Annotated in this window: 14 protein-coding genes and 2 pseudogenes; 7 read left to right on the top strand and 9 right to left on the bottom strand. The window is 63.2% G+C overall.

Going from position 1 to position 16,514, the window contains the following annotated elements; genetic code table 11:
* Positions 1-407 precede the first annotated feature (407 nt).
* Positions 408-1,820 (top strand): GntR family transcriptional regulator MpaR, encoded by a 1,413-nt coding sequence (mapR, locus tag DBO86_RS09565; protein WP_108233556.1) that lies wholly within the window; start codon positions 408-410, stop codon positions 1,818-1,820.
* A gap of 51 nt (positions 1,821-1,871) precedes the next feature.
* Here mapR and DBO86_RS09570 read toward each other — a convergent pair whose 3' ends face one another.
* Positions 1,872-2,837, bottom strand: a complete 966-nt coding sequence (locus tag DBO86_RS09570; protein ID WP_108233557.1) for a glucokinase — start codon at positions 2,835-2,837, stop codon at positions 1,872-1,874.
* Between the two features lie 322 nt (positions 2,838-3,159).
* Here DBO86_RS09570 and ubiM point away from each other — a divergent pair, with 322 nt between their 5' ends.
* Positions 3,160-4,332 carry a 5-demethoxyubiquinol-8 5-hydroxylase UbiM gene (ubiM, locus tag DBO86_RS09575; RefSeq protein ID WP_108233558.1) on the top strand — a complete coding sequence of 391 codons (1,173 nt, stop codon included), beginning with the start codon at positions 3,160-3,162 and terminating at the stop codon, positions 4,330-4,332.
* A 4-nt stretch (positions 4,333-4,336) separates the two neighbouring features.
* On the opposite strand, the gene DBO86_RS09580 is transcribed toward ubiM, so the two are convergent.
* Complete coding sequence (locus DBO86_RS09580) at positions 4,337-4,993, bottom strand: TIGR04211 family SH3 domain-containing protein (RefSeq protein ID WP_108233559.1); 657 nt, start codon at positions 4,991-4,993, stop codon at positions 4,337-4,339.
* A 231-nt stretch (positions 4,994-5,224) separates the two neighbouring features.
* On the bottom strand, positions 5,225-6,406 hold the full coding sequence (locus DBO86_RS09585) for a putative bifunctional diguanylate cyclase/phosphodiesterase (RefSeq protein WP_244185531.1): 1,182 nt from the start codon (positions 6,404-6,406) through the stop codon (positions 5,225-5,227).
* A 675-nt stretch (positions 6,407-7,081) separates the two neighbouring features.
* Between DBO86_RS09585 and DBO86_RS09590 the strand changes: the two genes are divergently transcribed.
* From DBO86_RS09590 to DBO86_RS09600, 3 genes are read left to right on the top strand one after another with little or no spacing between them, the layout of a single operon-like run.
* Positions 7,082-7,624 (top strand): chalcone isomerase family protein, encoded by a 543-nt coding sequence (locus DBO86_RS09590; protein WP_108233560.1) that lies wholly within the window; start codon positions 7,082-7,084, stop codon positions 7,622-7,624.
* 8 nt (positions 7,625-7,632) lie between these two features.
* Positions 7,633-8,166: a DUF3833 domain-containing protein gene (locus tag DBO86_RS09595; protein WP_108233561.1), complete on the top strand. Its 534-nt coding sequence runs from the start codon at positions 7,633-7,635 to the stop codon at positions 8,164-8,166.
* Entirely contained in the window at positions 8,163-8,861 is a 699-nt protein-coding gene (locus DBO86_RS09600) for an SDR family NAD(P)-dependent oxidoreductase (protein ID WP_108233562.1), read from the top strand. Before DBO86_RS09595 ends, DBO86_RS09600 begins: the two co-directional genes overlap by 4 nt.
* Positions 8,862-8,867: 6 nt before the next feature.
* Here the strand turns inward: DBO86_RS09600 and DBO86_RS09605 are convergent, their stop codons facing one another.
* On the bottom strand, positions 8,868-9,269 hold the full coding sequence (locus DBO86_RS09605; protein ID WP_075748802.1) for a hypothetical protein: 402 nt from the start codon (positions 9,267-9,269) through the stop codon (positions 8,868-8,870).
* Positions 9,270-9,385: 116 nt separating this feature from the next.
* Here DBO86_RS09605 and DBO86_RS09610 point away from each other — a divergent pair, with 116 nt between their 5' ends.
* On the top strand, positions 9,386-10,063 hold the full coding sequence (locus DBO86_RS09610; RefSeq protein ID WP_075748804.1) for a DUF4197 domain-containing protein: 678 nt from the start codon (positions 9,386-9,388) through the stop codon (positions 10,061-10,063).
* A 221-nt stretch (positions 10,064-10,284) separates the two neighbouring features.
* Here the strand turns inward: DBO86_RS09610 and DBO86_RS09615 are convergent, their stop codons facing one another.
* The 5 genes and pseudogenes from DBO86_RS09615 to DBO86_RS09635 all read right to left on the bottom strand — a co-directional run bounded on the left by DBO86_RS09615 (position 10,285) and on the right by DBO86_RS09635 (position 15,075).
* The gene (locus DBO86_RS09615) at positions 10,285-11,064 is read right to left on the bottom strand and encodes an EAL domain-containing protein (protein WP_084341110.1); all 780 of its coding nucleotides are present in this window, start codon (positions 11,062-11,064) and stop codon (positions 10,285-10,287) included.
* Positions 11,065-11,115: 51 nt separating this feature from the next.
* Positions 11,116-11,322: pseudogene (locus tag DBO86_RS09620) on the bottom strand (methyl-accepting chemotaxis protein); the annotation flags it as partial.
* Between the two features lie 210 nt (positions 11,323-11,532).
* On the bottom strand, positions 11,533-13,494 hold the full coding sequence (gene acs, locus DBO86_RS09625) for an acetate--CoA ligase (RefSeq protein WP_074858492.1): 1,962 nt from the start codon (positions 13,492-13,494) through the stop codon (positions 11,533-11,535).
* 268 nt (positions 13,495-13,762) lie between these two features.
* Positions 13,763-14,037, bottom strand: a pseudogene (locus tag DBO86_RS09630) (C4-dicarboxylate ABC transporter); the annotation flags it as partial.
* Between the two features lie 117 nt (positions 14,038-14,154).
* The gene (locus tag DBO86_RS09635) at positions 14,155-15,075 is read right to left on the bottom strand and encodes a LysR family transcriptional regulator (RefSeq protein WP_108233563.1); all 921 of its coding nucleotides are present in this window, start codon (positions 15,073-15,075) and stop codon (positions 14,155-14,157) included.
* Between the two features lie 168 nt (positions 15,076-15,243).
* On the opposite strand from DBO86_RS09635, the gene DBO86_RS09640 reads away from it, so the two are divergent.
* Positions 15,244-16,446 carry a CaiB/BaiF CoA transferase family protein gene (locus tag DBO86_RS09640; RefSeq protein ID WP_074858500.1) on the top strand — a complete coding sequence of 401 codons (1,203 nt, stop codon included), beginning with the start codon at positions 15,244-15,246 and terminating at the stop codon, positions 16,444-16,446.
* The last annotated feature ends 68 nt before the right edge of the window (positions 16,447-16,514 follow it).

Genomic DNA, 16,514 nt, shown 5'->3' on the forward strand with positions numbered 1-16,514 from the left:
CGTAGTAGAGATCCACTCGATTGCACAGTGACATGAACTGATGACGAACCGGTCGCACCGACCTGTGTGTAACCTGCTGCATCCATCGGCCCTCTGCTTTGCAAGGCCGCTAGCCCGGTTAGGCGCACAGGAGCGAAATTCATCATGGCTCAAGGCTAACGCCTTATCAGAAGTCGAATATACGGAAGCAGTCGTACCTAGGTTCAGAGGCAGATTATTTCACTGGCAAAACGGGAGGAGTCCATATACGGATGCAATCCGGGGCGGTTCGAGGACCTTCCCCGAATTGCATCCGGGCTACGGTTGCCACAACCGAGATACGTCCACCTTCACGAGACACTGCCATGTCTGCCGCTCACCCCGTAAAGTGTTCGCCCGTACCCTTTGCCTCGGTGAACCAGGACAGGATGAAACGCTACGAGAAATTCGCCGACGAGATCGCCGAGCTGATCCGCACCGGCGTGCTCGGCCCTGGCGAGAAGGTGCCCTCAGTGCGCCATGCCAGCCGCACCTACGGCGTCAGCCCGTCCACCGTGTTCCAGGCCTACTACCTGCTGGAAGATCGCGGCCTGATCCAGGCGCGCGCCCGCTCCGGCTACTTCGTGCGTGAACACGCCAAGCGCCCCTTGCACGAACCGGGGCTGACCGCCCACGCCGCGCAAACCACCGAGGTCGACGTCAGCGAGCTGGTGTTCTCCGTGCTCGCCTCGCTGAAGGACCCACACACCGTACCCTTCGGCTCGGCATTCCCCAGCCCGGATCTGTTCCCCCTGCCGCGTCTGGCCAAGAGCATGGCGCACGCGCTGCGCAGGCTCTCGCCGCACGAGATCATCGCCGACATGACCGCCGGCAACGCCGACCTGCGCCGGCAGATCGCCCTGCGCTACATGGTCAGCGGCGTGATGCTGCCGATGGAGGAGCTGGTGATCAGCAACGGCGCCCTGGAGGCGCTCAACCTCTGCCTGCAGTGCGTCACCCAGCCGGGCGACCTGGTGGCTATCGAATCGCCGACATTCTACGCCTGCCTGCAGGTGCTGGAGCGGCTGCAGCTCAAGGCCGTGGAAATCCCCGTGCACCCGCGCGAGGGCATCGACCTGGGCGCCCTGTCGGAGAGCCTGAAGCAACTGCCGATCAAGGCCTGCTGGTTCATGAGCAGCCTGCAGAACCCGCTGGGCGCGAGCATGAGCGAGGAGAAGAAGCAGGCGCTGTATGAGTTGCTGGTCGAACACCAGGTACCGCTGATCGAAGACGACGTGTACGCCGAGCTGTACTTCGGCAGCCACCCGCCCAAGCCGGTGAAGAGCTTCGACCGCGACGGGCTGGTGATGCATTGCAGCTCCTTCTCCAAGAGCCTGGCGCCGGGCTATCGCATCGGCTGGGTGGCCGGTGGGCGCTATGCCGAGCAGATCGCCCGGCTCAAGCTGATGACCACCATCTCGCCCTCGGTACCGGCCCAGACGGCATTGGCCGACTACCTGCAGCACGGCGGCTACGACCGCCACCTGCGCAAGCTGCGCCACGCCCTGGAAATGCAGCAAAGCGCGATGCTCGCCTCTGCCGCCCGGCACTTCCCCGCCAGCACGCGGGTCACGCGACCTTCGGGTGGCTACTTCCTCTGGTTCGAATTCCCCGAACGCCTGGATTCGCTACAACTGCTGCGCCTGGCCCTGGCCCAGGGCATAAGCCTGGCGCCGGGGCCGATCTTCTCCGCCAGCCAGGGCTTTCGCCACTGCGCACGGCTGAACTACGGCCACCCGTGGAACCCGCGCAGCGAACAGGCCATGGAAGTGCTCGGGCGCCTGGTGGCGGGATTGTTGTAGCCCGGATGAAATCCGGGAACCGGAGCAGGAATCGCCCCGGATTGCATCCGGCTACGGGCTACGCTCCGACGCCTGTTGCAAGGCCACGCCGGCGCCGGTCAGGCCGGGGTACTCAGCCGTCACCAGCCACACCGGAATGCCGTCAAGGTAATGGCTCATGCAACCCTTGTCGCGGAAACTCTTGGCAAAACCGCTGGCAAGAAAACGCTCGGCAAAACGCGGCACCACGCCGCCGACGATGTACACCCCACCGCGCGCGCCCAACGTCAGGACATTGTTGCCAGCAGCGCGGCCGAGCCAGCAACTGAACTGTTCCAGCACCGCAGCGGCGACGGGCTCGCCGGCCAGACCTGCGGTAGTGATGGCCGCTGGCGTCGCGTGCAGCAAAGGCTGACCGTCCAGCTCACAGATGGCTCGATACAGCACCAGCAGGCCGTTGCCACTGAGCACGTCTTCGGCGCGCACATGGCCCAGTTGCCGATAAAGAATCTGCCAGAGCTCGACCTCGCGCGGGCTGCCGATGGGTAGATCAACGTGACCACCCTCCCCCGGCAATACCAGCCAGCGACCATCTGCTTGCGCGAGCAGCGTACTGACACCGAGGCCAGTGCCGGCGCCGATCGCCAAGGCCGGATGGTCTGCCTGCGGCTCGCCCGGGCACACCTGCACACGCTCATGCTCGGCGATGCGGGTCATGCCCAGGGCCATGGCGGAGAAGTCGTTGATCATCTGTAAGCGGTCGATCTGCAATGCCTCGCAGAACGCCGTAAGATCGGTACGCCAGTGATTGTTGGTGAAGCGGAACAGCTTGCCGCTGACCGGCCCGGCGCAGGCCAGGCACACCGAGCCGATGGACCCCAGCGGCAGCCCCTGGGCTTGCAGATAGGCGACGATGGCCTGTTCCGGCCCTGCGAAATCGGCGGTCGGCAGAACCTGCACCGCCTCCAGTTGCTCGTCACGCCACAGGGCAAAGCGTGCGTTGGTACCACCGATATCGCCGACCAGAGCCAGTTTCACGAGAACGTCTCCTGAGCGAAGGCCGTTCGCTGATCGGCAACTGCAGAAAATTGAGGATGCATAGCATCGACTCCAAATCCGAATTATTTTTGTAGTTCAGACAACGCACACCACAGCAAACCCGATAATTACGCCTATCAAGCCAGATAAAGTTGTAATAACAACAATATTTAATGCCAACTCATCGCCTGCGCCCCACACAACAGATTCAGCCCTCGGCATGATCCCGGACAATATCGGCGGCGTTGCGGCGACCTAGACTCGCACCGGCGCATGGCGGGTTTCACCCGCCCTACTGGTCATCCGCACGGAGAGCTGCAGCATGTCACCCGATATCGTCATCGTCGGCGCCGGCCCGGCTGGCCTGTGTCTGGCACGCACCCTGTCCGGACATGGCCTGTCCATCGTGGTGCTGGAGCGCCAGGCCGAGCAGGCACTGGCCGAACCGGCCTTCGATGGCCGCGAGATCGCCCTCACCCATGGCTCGCAGACGCTGCTCGAACGCCTCGGCCTGTGGGCGCGCCTGCCCAGCAAAGAGGTTGCCGTGCTGCGCGATGCCCAGGTGTTCAACGGCCCCTCGCTGTTCGCGTTGAAGATCCGCGCCGAGCAAGCCGGCGCCGAGCACCTCGGCCATCTGGTGGCCAACCAGGCCATTCGTCGCACAGCCTATCAGGCGGTCAGCGACTGCGCCGACGTGCAATTGCTGTGCGACGCCAGCGTACGCACCATCGAACAGCGTGCAGGCGAAGTGAAACTGGTGCTACACGATGGCCAGGTGCTGCAACCACGCCTGCTGGTCGCCGCCGACAGCCGCTTCTCGGAGACGCGCCGCCAGCTCGGTATCGGCGCGCAGCTCAAGGACTTCGGCAAGAGCATGCTGGTGTGCCGCATGCAGCACGAACGGGAGCACCAGCAAATAGCCTGGGAATGGTTCGGCTATGGCCAGACCCTGGCCCTGTTGCCTCTGAACGGCCGGCAGTCGTCCACCGTGCTGACCCTGCCGCCGCGCGAAATAGAACGCCTGCAGAAACTCGACGAAGCCAGCTTCGCCCGCGAGATGGAGCGGCGCTTCGAGCGCCGTCTGGGTGCCATGCAACTGGTCAGCAGCCGCCACGCCTATCCGCTGGTGGGCGCCTACGCGCGACGCATGGTCGGCCACCGCTGCGCCCTGCTCGGCGATGCCGCCGTGGGCATGCATCCGGTCACCGCACACGGATTCAACTTCGGCCTGATCGGTGTGCAACTGCTCAGCGACGCACTGCTGGCCACCCATGGCAAACGCCGGGACATCGGTGCGCCTGCGCCATTGGCGCGCTACGAGCGCCAGCTACGCCTGGCCACCTGGCCGCTGTACCAGGCCACCAACCTGCTGGTGGAGCTGTACACCAACGATCAGCTGCCCGCGCGCCTGCTGCGCGGCGCTGGCCTGCGCGTGGCACAGGGCCTGCTACCGCTGAAGAAGGGCATCGCCCGTCATCTCACCGCTCGCGCCTGATCAATCACACCCACTGATCATTACGCTTGCGCTTGACCCGCAGCATGGTCGGCAGAATCAGCCCGAGCAGCAGCCCGGCACCAGCGATGCTGCCGCCATAGGCCATGTAGCGCATCAGCACCTGCTGCTGTTCTTCACCCAGTTGCGCCTGGGCATCGCGTAGCTGCGAACGGGTAGTGGTCAGCTCGGCGTCCAGCGCGCCACGGGCGGCCTGCAGCTCGTCGATGAGCTTCTTGCGCGAGTCCAGGGTTTCCTGCATGCCTTGCACACGCGCCTTCCAGGCGTCGTCGATGCCTTTGAGCTCAGCGCTGAGGTCAGCGACTTTCTGTTCCAGTTGCGGCAGACGCTCGGCCTGGCCTGGCACCGACTGCAGGTCGCGGCTGGGAATCCAGACGCTGCTGCCGCTGGCGCTACGCACCTGGCTGTAGTCGCCCTGGGTGCGCAACAGCTCCACTTTCTCACCGGAAACCAGGGTGCCGACGATGCGGTAGCCATCGGTAGGGCCACTGCGCACGTAGGTATTGAGGCTGTCGCTGACCCAGCGCTGGTTGCCAGACGTCTCTTCGGCCAGAGACGGTTGTGCGCCGCCGAGCAGGCCACCGAGCAGCAGACAGGCACCGAGAATGCGAGGTTGAAATGGAGTATGACGAGATAAAAACATGGGGCGATCTTCACGTGGCAGTCAGACGAACCCGGCGAACGGGATGGACGTTGCCGGCCACGCGCTGAACAAAACGCTCGAGCATGATCCAGGCAGAATCCGCGACGTAGACGCCACGCTAGCGGCCAATAGCCATCTATTTCTGCCGGTATGGGCCGACAGCAGACAGACATTGGCCGCTTGCCTGGAGTTCACTCCAGGCAGGAGATGGTAGATGGACGGAAGGTGGCGTCAGCCGTTGTGGCGCTGGACGAAGGTAGAGAAATCCACCAACGGCATCGGCCGGCCAAGCAGATATCCCTGGAACTGAGTGCAACCGTTGTCCGCCAGAAACCTATGCTGCGCCTCAGTTTCCACGCCCTCGGCGATCACCGTCATGCCCATGCTCTGCCCCAGAGCGATCACCGTGCGCACGATGGTTTCGCTGTTGGCATCGGTGAGCACGTCGCAGATGAACGAACGGTCTATTTTCAGTTTGCTCAGCGGCAGACGCTTGAGGTGGCTGAGGGAAGAAAAGCCGGTACCGAAGTCATCCAGCGAGAAGCGCACGCCATGTTCGACCAGCGCCGTCATCTTGCGCGTGAGGTCTTCCATGTCATGCACGATCAGCGTTTCGGTCAACTCCAGTTCCAGGCGCCGGGCATCGATACTGTGGTGCTCGATCAGACCGAGAATTTCGGCGACGAAACTGCTTTGCGAGAACTGCTTCTGGCTGATGTTCACCGCCAGGCCCAGGTCGCCGAAGAGCGGGTCATCCTTCCATTGCCGCAAGCGCGCGGCCGTTTGCTCCAGCACCCACTGGCCAATGGGGATGATCAACCCGGTGTTCTCGGCGTGATCGATGAACTCACCCGGCGCCAGCAAACCACGCTGTGGGTGCTGCCAGCGAATCAGCAATTCGGCACCGATCACCCGGTTGGCGTCATTGAGCTGCGGTTGGTAATACAGCACGAACTGCCGCTCACGCACGGCCGCGCGCAGGTCACGATCCAGCTCCGAGCGCTCGGCGGTATCGCTTTGCAGGATGTGCAGGAGCAGGAAAAACAGCGCCATGGCGGAAACGCCCTGCACCCAGGAGCCGACGATACGCACGTCGTCCGGCAACGCATAGAGATCGGTGGGCCGCCAGTTGGACGCGGCCAGTGCAACGAACAGCAGCAGACAGAGCAGGCACATGCCGTAACGCAGCCACGAGGTCTCATCGCGGAAGGCCATCAACGCACCGACGGCCACCGGCAGCAGATAGAGATGAGTCGCACGCGGCGCCATGAGGGTCGGCGGATCGAGCAGCAGGGTCGAGGCGACGACGATAAGGATCAGCGCGCTGAACAGGATCAGGTTGGCACTGCGTGCCCTGTCGCGCAGGGTCAGCGCGAAAACCGCCACACCACTGCAGACGATAGCCACATCCATGATGACGATGGCCCAGTAGCCGCGAGAGGAAAAGAACAGCCCCCCAGAGCAGGCCCATCACGATCATCACCACGCTCGACAGCATGCGCATCCGACGCTCACGGCGCTGGCCGACCAGAGCCAGGTCTGCACCATGCCAGAGTTTGCGAACGCGCCTGCCGAAGCTGGAGAGTGATGGCATGATGAAGTCCTGATCCGATCACTTCATTCTTGAAGCTGCCTGGCCGAATGCAAGTTTCCCAGATGCTTTTAATGCTGCCAGTGCGCCTCACTGGCCAAGCGTTCGGCCATCAAGTCCATCGGCCTCCGCCATGGTGATACCCCTCCCACCGCCTACAGCGCCCCCGTGCGCTGCTATTGCCCCACCTACCGCCGCGCCAGACGCGCCGCTCATATGAACGGTAAGGCCGACCTTCGCGCCCCATATCTATACAAAAACTGTACAACTTTATTTTTTGTACATATATTGGATTCAAACAGGGCTCGTACAACGCTTGCACACCTTGCTCCAGGCCTGCTTGCCACGACCGACGACAGCCCAAACAAGCTGCGCAATCCGGCAACACTCTCTCCCCTTTTTTGGTTGCCGGATTTTTTTACTCAATGCCCGTCGCCGCCGGGCTCCGAATCAACGGCTGGACGCGGCCCCCGTCAGCCGCCTCAGAGGCAACGACCATGGCCACCCTGATTCGACCTCTGCCCCCTGCCGTATTGCTGTTTCTGCTGCTCGGCCAGCCAGTGCAGGCCACCACCCAGGACGGCTGGCGTGAACAACTACCGCAGGCCAGTCTGGTGGGCAGCGGCGACTTCAGCTGGTTCGGTTTCTCGGTCTACAACGCCAAGCTGTGGAGCCCAGTGCAGCGCGTGGATTTCTCCCAGCCCTTCGCTCTGGAGCTAACCTACCGGCGCACCATCAGCCGGGAAACCCTGGTCGATACCAGCCTCGACGAAATTCGCCGGATCAACGGCGAGCCCCTCGACAGCGAACAGCAGGCCGAGTGGACGCAGCAGATGAGCCAGGCTTTCGTCGACGTGAAGGATGGTAGGCGCATAACCGGCGTATTCCTGCCCGGCGAGGGCTGCCGCTTCTACGTCGACGGTGAGTTGCAGCACGTGATCGACGACCCGGAGTTCGCCCGCGCCTTCTTCTCCATCTGGCTCGACCCGCAGACCCGCAGCCCGAAACTGCGTGCCGCCCTGCTTGGCCTTAACCCATGAGGTACTACATGAAAGCCCTATTGATCGTGCTGAGCAGCCTGCTGCTGATCAGCTGCGGCCAGGTCCCGGTCGAGCGTTACGCCAACGAGAAACCCGTGCTGGATCTGCCCACCTACTTCTCCGGGCCGGTGCAGGCCTGGGGCATGTTCCAGGATCGCTCCGGTGAGGTGATCAAGCGCTTCCACGTCGATATCCAGAGCCGCCGCGAGGGCGACAAGCTGATCCTCGACGAGCGCTTTCTGTACAGCGACGGCACCCGTCAGCGCCGGGTCTGGACCCTGACCCCGGACGGCAAAGGACGCTGGATCGGCACCGCTGACGATGTGATCGGCGAAGCCATCGGTGAAGTGGCCGGCAACGCCCTGCGCTGGCGTTATCACCTCAACCTGCCGGTGGACGATACAACCTATGTCGTTTACTTCGACGACTGGATGTACCTGATGGATGACGACACCCTGATCAACCGCTCAGCCATGAGCAAGTTCGGCATCGAGCTGGGCCAGGTCACGCTGTTCTTCCGTCGGGGCGCTGCCACACCATGACCCTGCACAGCCTGGGCAACGGCTACAAGGCGCTGGTGATTGGCGCCAGCGGCAGCATTGGCCAGGCCTTCTGCCGGTTACTGCGCGCCGACCCAAACTGCGCCAGCGTGCGTGAGCTGAGCCGCAGCAGCTCACCTGCGCTCGATCTCGAAACTCCCACCAGCATCGCCGAAGCTGCAGTCGCACTGGCCGGCGAAGCACCGTATCAGTTGATCCTGCACACGGCCGGTCTGCTGCACCGCGACGGTATCGCACCAGAGAAAAGCCTGGCTGCCATCGAGGCCGATGCGCTGCAGGCGGTATTTCAGGTCAACGCACTGGGACCGGCGCTGGTGCTGCGCCACTTCCTGCCTCTGCTGGACAATCAGGGTGCCATGGCCATGCTCTCGGCCAAGGTCGGCAGCATCGGCGACAACCGCCTCGGTGGTTGGTACGCCTACCGTGCATCCAAGGCGGCGCTGAACATGCTGATCAAGACCGCAGCCATCGAGCTGGCACGCAGCAAGCCCAAGGCACGACTGCTCAGCCTGCATCCCGGCACAGTGATTTCGCCCCTGTCACAGCCCTTTCGCGGCGCCACAGCGGCACGACCGGCCGAACAGGCAGCAGCGGAAATGCTGCGTGTGATCGATAGCCTGGGGCCGGAACACAGTGGCAGCTTCCACGCCTACGACGGCCAACCACTGCCCTGGTAGCACCACCTACAAGCCACCGAACAGGTCGAAAGAATCCAGCAGGCGCCAGGCGATTTCCGGCTTTTTCTCCATGGCTCGTCGAATTGCCGCCGGAATGTTCTGCCGGGTCTTGCGGCACAACCCCGGGTGCGCCTCGAAACGCATGTGAATACCGCGCATGCTGCGCACCTCGCCATGGGCCGGCTCGATGTGCAGGCGAATACCCAGGTTGTCGAACATGCGCTGTTGCATGCGCTCAAGGTCTTCCAAGCTCTGCAGGTTTTCCAGGCGTTCGAGCAGGCGCTGCTCCTCCTGCCGGGTCAACAGCAGCACGCGGGTATCGGCACCCGGCCTGTCCAGCAGCTCATCACGCTGGCAGTCGCAAGCGCCTGGCGGGCAAGGATTTCGGAACAGCAGCGGCGAATTCATGGCCCTGATCATAGCCATAGCGAAACGCGCTGCCCATCCACGGCTATCGGCCGACTTGCCAGTAACGCAGAGTCCGTTAAGCTCACAGCATTTCCCCCGATGCAAGGATCACCATCATGCTGCGCCTCACTACTCTTGCCGCTGGCCTGCTGCTCTCGGCCAACGTCTTCGCGCTGTCCCTCTCCGATCTGAGCCAGCAGGACGCCAGCGGCGGCCTGAAAGACGCGCTGATCCAGGGCGCTCAGGTGGCCGTCAAGCAGTTGGGCACGCCCGGCGGCTTCAGCAACAACCCGGACGTGCGCATCGAACTGCCCGGCAAACTCGGCAAAGCCGCCAAGACCATGAAGATGATGGGCATGGGTGCCCAGGTCGATCAGCTCGAAGCGAGCATGAACAAGGCTGCCGAAGCCGCCGTGCCGCAGGCTCAGGCTCTGTTGGTCGACGCGGTGAAGAAGATGACCGTAGCCGACGCCAAGTCGATTCTCAGCGGCCCGCAGGACTCGGCCACCCAGTACCTGAACAAGAGCAGCCGCGAGCAGATCCGCGCCAAGTTCCTGCCCATCGTCAAGCAGGCCACCGACCAGGTCGGCCTGGCCCAGCAGTACAACGCCTTCGCCGGCCAGGCCGCCAGCTTTGGCGTGGTCGACGCCAAGAGCAGCACGGTGGAAAGCTACGTCACCGAACAAGCACTCGATGGCCTGTTCGAGATGATTGCCAAGCAGGAAGCCAGCATCCGCCAGAACCCGGCCGGTGCCGCTACCAGCCTGGCGAAGAAGGTGTTCGGCGCGCTCTGAGAAGAGCCCTTGACGCAGCCTGAGTAGGAGCCCCGCCCCGGGGCGAAGCCTTTGGCTTTGCGGTGATCTTTCTATTCGCCGCGAGGCGCGGCTCCTACGGGGTGATGTGACCTGCGGGTTATCCGTTTTTGGCCATAGCACGCCGCCCTGATTCGCGGCAGGGTGCCGCTCACATTCGCTACGTCAGCACTTAACTGTCCCCACCAGCGGTGCGTTTGCGCTTAGGGCAGACAAAGCTTGTCCAACGCGGGCCTGGCGAAGAAAAAGCCCTGCATGTAGCGGATACCAAGCTCGATCAGCGCATCACGCTCACCAACACTTTCGATACCCTCGGCGATGATGCGAATGCCCAGGCGCTGCGCGACCAGCACGATACCGGCGACGATGGCCTGGCGCACCGGGTCCTGATCGATGCCGCGGGTCAGGGCCATGTCCAGCTTGAGCAGGTGCGGTTGGAATTCGGCCAGCAGATTGAGCCCGGAGTAGCCCGCGCCAAAATCGTCGATGGCGGTGGTGAAGCCCTGCTTGCCATACTCGGCGAAGATCCGCTTGAGGTGCTCCGCATCATGGATCTGCTCGCCTTCGGTCACCTCGAACATCAGCCGCTCGCGCGGGAAGTCAAAGCGCTGCGCCGCCTCCAGCGTGGCGCGAATGCAGGTCTCGGCGCGATACACCGCATTGGGCAGGAAGTTGATGCTGAGCAGACAATCCGGAATGTCGAGCAGCCCGAGCTTCGCAGCCTGCTCGATGGCCTTGACCCGGCAGGCCTGATCGAAACGGTAGCGGTTGCCATCGTTGACCCGTCCGAGAATCTCCCCCGCCGACTCGCCGTTGACACCACGCACCAGCGCCTCGTAGGCGAAGGGTCGCTGCTCCTCGACATCCAGAATCAGCTGAAAGGCCATGGTGAAGTCGAACCCCAGTGCCTCGGGGTTGCGACACTCGGCGCAGCCCACAGCCCGAAATGGCTGAGGAAAGATGCTCTGACTGACAATACCCATAGGCGCTTCCTTATAGAACAAGACGTGGAGACTCCGTCATTGTCATCCTAGTCAAAAACGAAAGGAAGCCACCTGTTTTTCCAGCAACAACGCCAGTTGCTGCAAGCCTTGTGCGGTACGCGATGTATCGGCCACCGCCTCACTGTTCTCCATCGACATCTGTGCGATGCGCTCGACATTGCGCGCCACGTCCTGACTGGCGACCGTCTGCTCACGCAGCGCCAGGGAGATCTGATCCACCACACCGACCACGCTGGCGGCTGCGTGGGACTGCTCCTGAGTGGACACCGACAGCTGGCTGGAGGCGCTGGAGATGTTCTGCGCGGCGCCGACCAGTTGTTCGGCGCCGCTGCGCCCTTGCGAGGCGCCGCCGGCTCCGGCAGAAGCCGACGGCGAAGGAGGGCATAACCCAAAACGAAAGCCCCGCCGGGCTTGTGGCCGGGCGGGGCTTTCGGTTGCCGTTACCGATCAGGCGCAGGCGGCTTGCATCTGCCGATGCGTGTCGATGAGGTGCTGCACCACGCCAGGATCGGCCAGCGTGGAGATGTCGCCGAGGGAGTCGTATTCGGCGGTAGCGATCTTGCGCAGGATGCGGCGCATGATCTTGCCCGAGCGAGTCTTCGGCAGGCCAGGCGCCCACTGAATGACGTCCGGCGTGGCAATCGGACCAATCTCCTTACGCACCCAGTTCTTCAGCTCCTGACGCAACTGCTCGGAAGACTCCTCGCCAGCGTTCAGGGTGACGTAGACGTAGATGCCCTGACCCTTGATGTCGTGCGGTACGCCAACCACCGCGGCCTCGGCCACTTTCGGGTGGGCGACCATGGCGCTTTCTACTTCGGCTGTGCCCATGCGGTGGCCGGAGACGTTGAGCACATCATCGACGCGACCGGTGATCCACCAGTAGCCATCTTCGTCGCGGCGCGCACCGTCACCGGTGAAGTACATGCCGCGGAAAGTCTTGAAGTAGGTGTCGACGAAGCGGTCGTGGTCGCCGTACAGGGTACGTGCCTGACCCGGCCAGGAATCGATAATCACCAGGTTGCCCTCGGCAGGGCCTTCGATGATGTTACCCAGGTTGTCCACCAGCGCCGGCTGCACGCCGAAGAACGGCCGTGCGGCAGAACCCGGCTTCAGGCCGTGAGCACCTGGTAGCGGGGTCATCAGGCAGGCACCGGTTTCGGTCTGCCACCAGGTATCGACGATCGGGCAGCGGCTCTGGCCAACGTTCTCGTAGTACCACTGCCAGGCTTCCGGGTTGATCGGCTCACCCACAGACCCCAACAGACGCAGGCTGGAACCATCGGCACCTTCGACTGCGGCCTTGCCCTCAGCCATCATGGCGCGGATCGCGGTCGGCGCGGTGTAGAGGATGTTGACCTTGTGCTTGTCGACGATCTGCGCCACGCGACGCACGTCCGGATAGTTCGGCACGCCCTCGAACATCAGGGTAGTGGCGCCGTTGGACAGCGGCCCGTAGACGAGGTAGGTGTGGCCGGTGACCCAGCCGATGTCGGCGGTGCACCAGAAGACCTCGCCCGGACGGTAATCGAACACGCGCTCATGGGTCAGCGAAGCGTAGGTCAGATAACCGCCGGTGGTGTGCAGCACGCCCTTGGGCTTGCCGGTGGAACCGGAGGTGTAGAGGATGAACAGGGCTTCTTCAGCACCCATTTCCTTCGGCGCGCAGACGCTGCCAGCGACCTTCATCAGGTCTTCGTACCAGATGTCGCGATGCTGGTTCCACTTGATGTCGGAGCCGGTGCGTTTGACCACGATGATCTTCTGCACGCTGGCGGTTTCCGGGTTGGTCAGCGCATCGTCGACGTTGGCTTTCAGCGGCACCTTGCGGCCACCACGCAAGCCCTCGTCGGCGGTGATCACCACCTTGGACTTGCAGTCGATGATGCGGCCAGCCAGCGCTTCCGGGGAGAAGCCGCCAAAAACCACGGAATGGATGGCGCCGATGCGCGCGCAGGCGAGCATCGCCACCACGGCTTCGGGAATCATCGGCATGTAGATGGTGACGACGTCACCACGGTGCACGTCCTGCCCACGCAGGGCGTTGGCGAACTTGCTCACCTCTTCGTGCAGTTGGCGATAGGTGATCTCGCGGTGCTCGGAAGGATCGTCGCCTTCCCAGATGATCGCGACCTGGTCACCACGCTCTTCCAGATGACGGTCGAGGCAGTTGTAGGAGACGTTCAGGGTGCCATCGGCGTACCACTTGATATCGACGTGGTGGTCATCGAAGGTGGTTTGCTTGACCTTGGTGTAGGGCTTGATCCAGTCGATCCGCTTGCCCTGCTCGCGCCAGAAACCCTCGGGGTTGACCACGGACTGTTGGTACATGGCCTTGTACGTGGCCTCGTCAGTGAGGGTCCGCGCGGCCACTTCGGGACGCACAGGGTAAAGAGACGCAGCACTCATGGAATCACCTCGACGGGGAGTTGTTTTTGTATGGTGCCTTTTGTATCCCCCGACCCTTCGTGAGGCCATTCGACCATGGTCTTACCGCTCTAAGACCATCGTCTTGAAGCCCTGCCTGGCATATGGCGAGCCAATTCGACAGCGTCATGGATACGTCGAGGCGCGCAGATAAAAAAACCGGCACAAGGCCGGGCGCAGAGGTAGACACAATTGCTCAGCTCATCCCCAGCCAGTTCGGCAGGGCCATGGACACGGCCGGGATGTAGGTGATGATCATCAGGAAGCTCAGCAGCAGGGCTTCCATTTCCTTGCCATCGCCATACAGCGAAGAGTTGGCATAGACATCGACCTTGACCTTGCCGGCCAGGCGCTCCTCTACCAGCTTCTTGAACAGCAGCGCACCCTGGCCCTTCGGCGTGCTGTCGGCGGTGATATGGGAGAACTTGATCAAGATAGGATCGGCTGCGTGTGCCGAGAGTGCGCCGAGAGTGCGCAACCGGCAAGCACACCGGCCAGGCCACGACGGACGAAATAAAACTTCATGGAAGGCTCCTGTTGTTTTTGTCTGAGCGTCGAGGGAGAAACCCTTCGATTGGCCCGGACTCTACTGCGCCCTCCCCCCGCCTGAAATTCACATTTGAACAACCGAGCCTTCGGCATTCACGAAGGCAGTGTTGAAAGATCCTCTGTTGATGAGCTGTTACGCAGATGGTCGAGCATCTGCTTCGCGGTCAGCGAAAGGTTGTCCTGGTTACGCACCGCCACCTTGAGTTCGCGCCGAGCCCAGGGATCGTGCAGCGGGATCACTCGCACATCGAGCGCCGGCAAATAGGTACGCACCGCCAGGTCCGGCAACACACCGACGCCCATACCGGTGTGGATCATCCGGCAGATGGCTTCGAAGCTGCGTACCTGAATACGCAGGCGCAGGGCCACGCCCTGGCTCTGCGCCGAATGCTGCAACAGGCCATGTAATGAGGCGTCCTGCTGCAGGCCGATGAAATCGAAGCCTACCGCCTCGCGCAGGAACAGGCCGTCGCGTTCGGCCAGTGGATGCTCATGCGGGGTGACCAGCACCAGCTGGTCGTGACGGTAGGTGAACACCTGCAGATCCTCGGCCGGCACATGCCCGGCGAAGATGCCGATATCGGTCAGGCCCTCGCGTACGGCGCGGATGGTCTCGCTGCTGACCCGCTCCTCCAGGTCGATCTTCACCTGCGGGTGCAGGCGGCTGAAACTGGCCAGATCCTCGGGCAGAAATTCGATCACCGCCGAGGTGTTGGCGTGAATGCGCACATGGCCCTTGACCCCTTCACTGAACTCACTGAGGTCGGCGTTGAGCTGTTCGAGGTTGTCCATCATGTTGCGCGCGTGGTGCAGCAATGCATGGCCGGCCGGAGTCAGTTCGACGCCCTTGAGCTGGCGATAGAGCAGCGCGATGCCGAGCTGGTTTTCCAGGTCGCTGACGCGCTTGCTCACCGCCGCCAGGGCCAAGTGCTCGCGCTCGGCAGCGCGGGTCAGGCTGCGCTCATCGGCGATGGCGACGAACAGCTTGAGGGTGACGAAATCGATGCGGCGCATGAGGGTCTCCATTTCGTGCCTGGCGAAGCGAAGCTACCAGAAAGCTGATTTACAGCATGCCACTTCGTGATACGCGAAGCCTAGCTTGACCATTGGGCAATTGTCGGCACCGCGCCGCTGCGCCATTCTGCGCACCACGAGAAACGCACAGGCAAATCAGGTGCAGCCATGACTCAAAACAACACCCGCAACATGGCCCTGCAGGGGCTCAAGGTGATCGAGATGGGCCAGCTTATCGCCGGTCCCTTCGCCAGCAAACTGCTCGGCGAATTCGGCGCCGACGTGATCAAGATCGAGCCGCCGGGCGTCGGCGACCCACTGCGCAAATGGCGCAAGATCAAGGACGGCACCTCGCTCTGGTGGCACGTGCAGTCGCGCAACAAGCGCTCGCTGACCCTCGACCTGAAGCAGGCCGAAGCCCAGGACATCGTGCGCAAGCTGGTGGCCGAGGCCGATGTGCTGGTGGAGAACTTCCGCCCCGGCACACTGGAAGGCTGGGGCCTGGGCTATGAGGCGCTGAAGGCGATCAACCCGCGGCTGATCATGCTGCGCATCTCCGGCTATGGGCAGACCGGCCCCTACCGCGACCTGCCAGGTTTCGGCGTGATCGGCGAAGCCATGGGCGGCCTGCGCCACCTTTCCGGCTACCCCGGCCAGGCACCGGTACGCGTGGGCATCAGCATCGGCGACTCGCTGTCCTCGCTGTACGGTGTGATTGGCGTGCTGCTGGCCCTGCAGGAGCGTGCGCGCAGCGGCGAAGGCCAGGAAATCGACGTGGCACTGTACGAGTCGGTATTCGCCATGATGGAAAGCCTGATCCCCGAATACGACGCCTTCGGCTACGTCCGCGAGCCGGCCGGCAGCGCCCTGCCCGGTATCACGCCGTCCAACTCCTACCCCTGCAACGACGGCAGCTACGTGCTGATCGCCGGCAATGGCGACAGCATCTACAAGCGCCTGATGAGCCTGATCGGCCGTGACGACCTGGGCAACGACCCGCGCCTGGCGCAGAACGACGGACGCAGCCAGCATGCCGAGCTGATTGACGGCGCCATCGCCGAATGGACCACGCAGCGTGGCCGCGATGAGGTGATCGAAGCGCTCAAGAGCGCCCGCGTGCCGGCCGGCTACCCTTACACCGCCGCCGATATCGTCAGCGACCCGCACTACCTGGCGCGGCAGATGATCGAGCAGGTGCAGACCAGCGTCGGCCCGCTCAAGGTGCCGGGCGTACTACCGAAGCTCAGCCGCACGCCAGGCCGTATCGGCACCGGCGGCCCGCAGCTCGGAGAGCACAACGACGACATCCTCGCCGGGCTTGGTCTGAGTGCTGAGCAGGTCGCTGGGCTGCGCGAACGCGGGATCATCTAGCCAGATGGCTGCAGATAGTTCCCACGCTCTGCTGCGTGGGAACTCAGCCCAGGACGCTCCGCGTCCAC

Source organism: Ectopseudomonas oleovorans, from assembly GCF_003052605.1.
Classification (GTDB): domain Bacteria; phylum Pseudomonadota; class Gammaproteobacteria; order Pseudomonadales; family Pseudomonadaceae; genus Aquipseudomonas; species Aquipseudomonas oleovorans_A.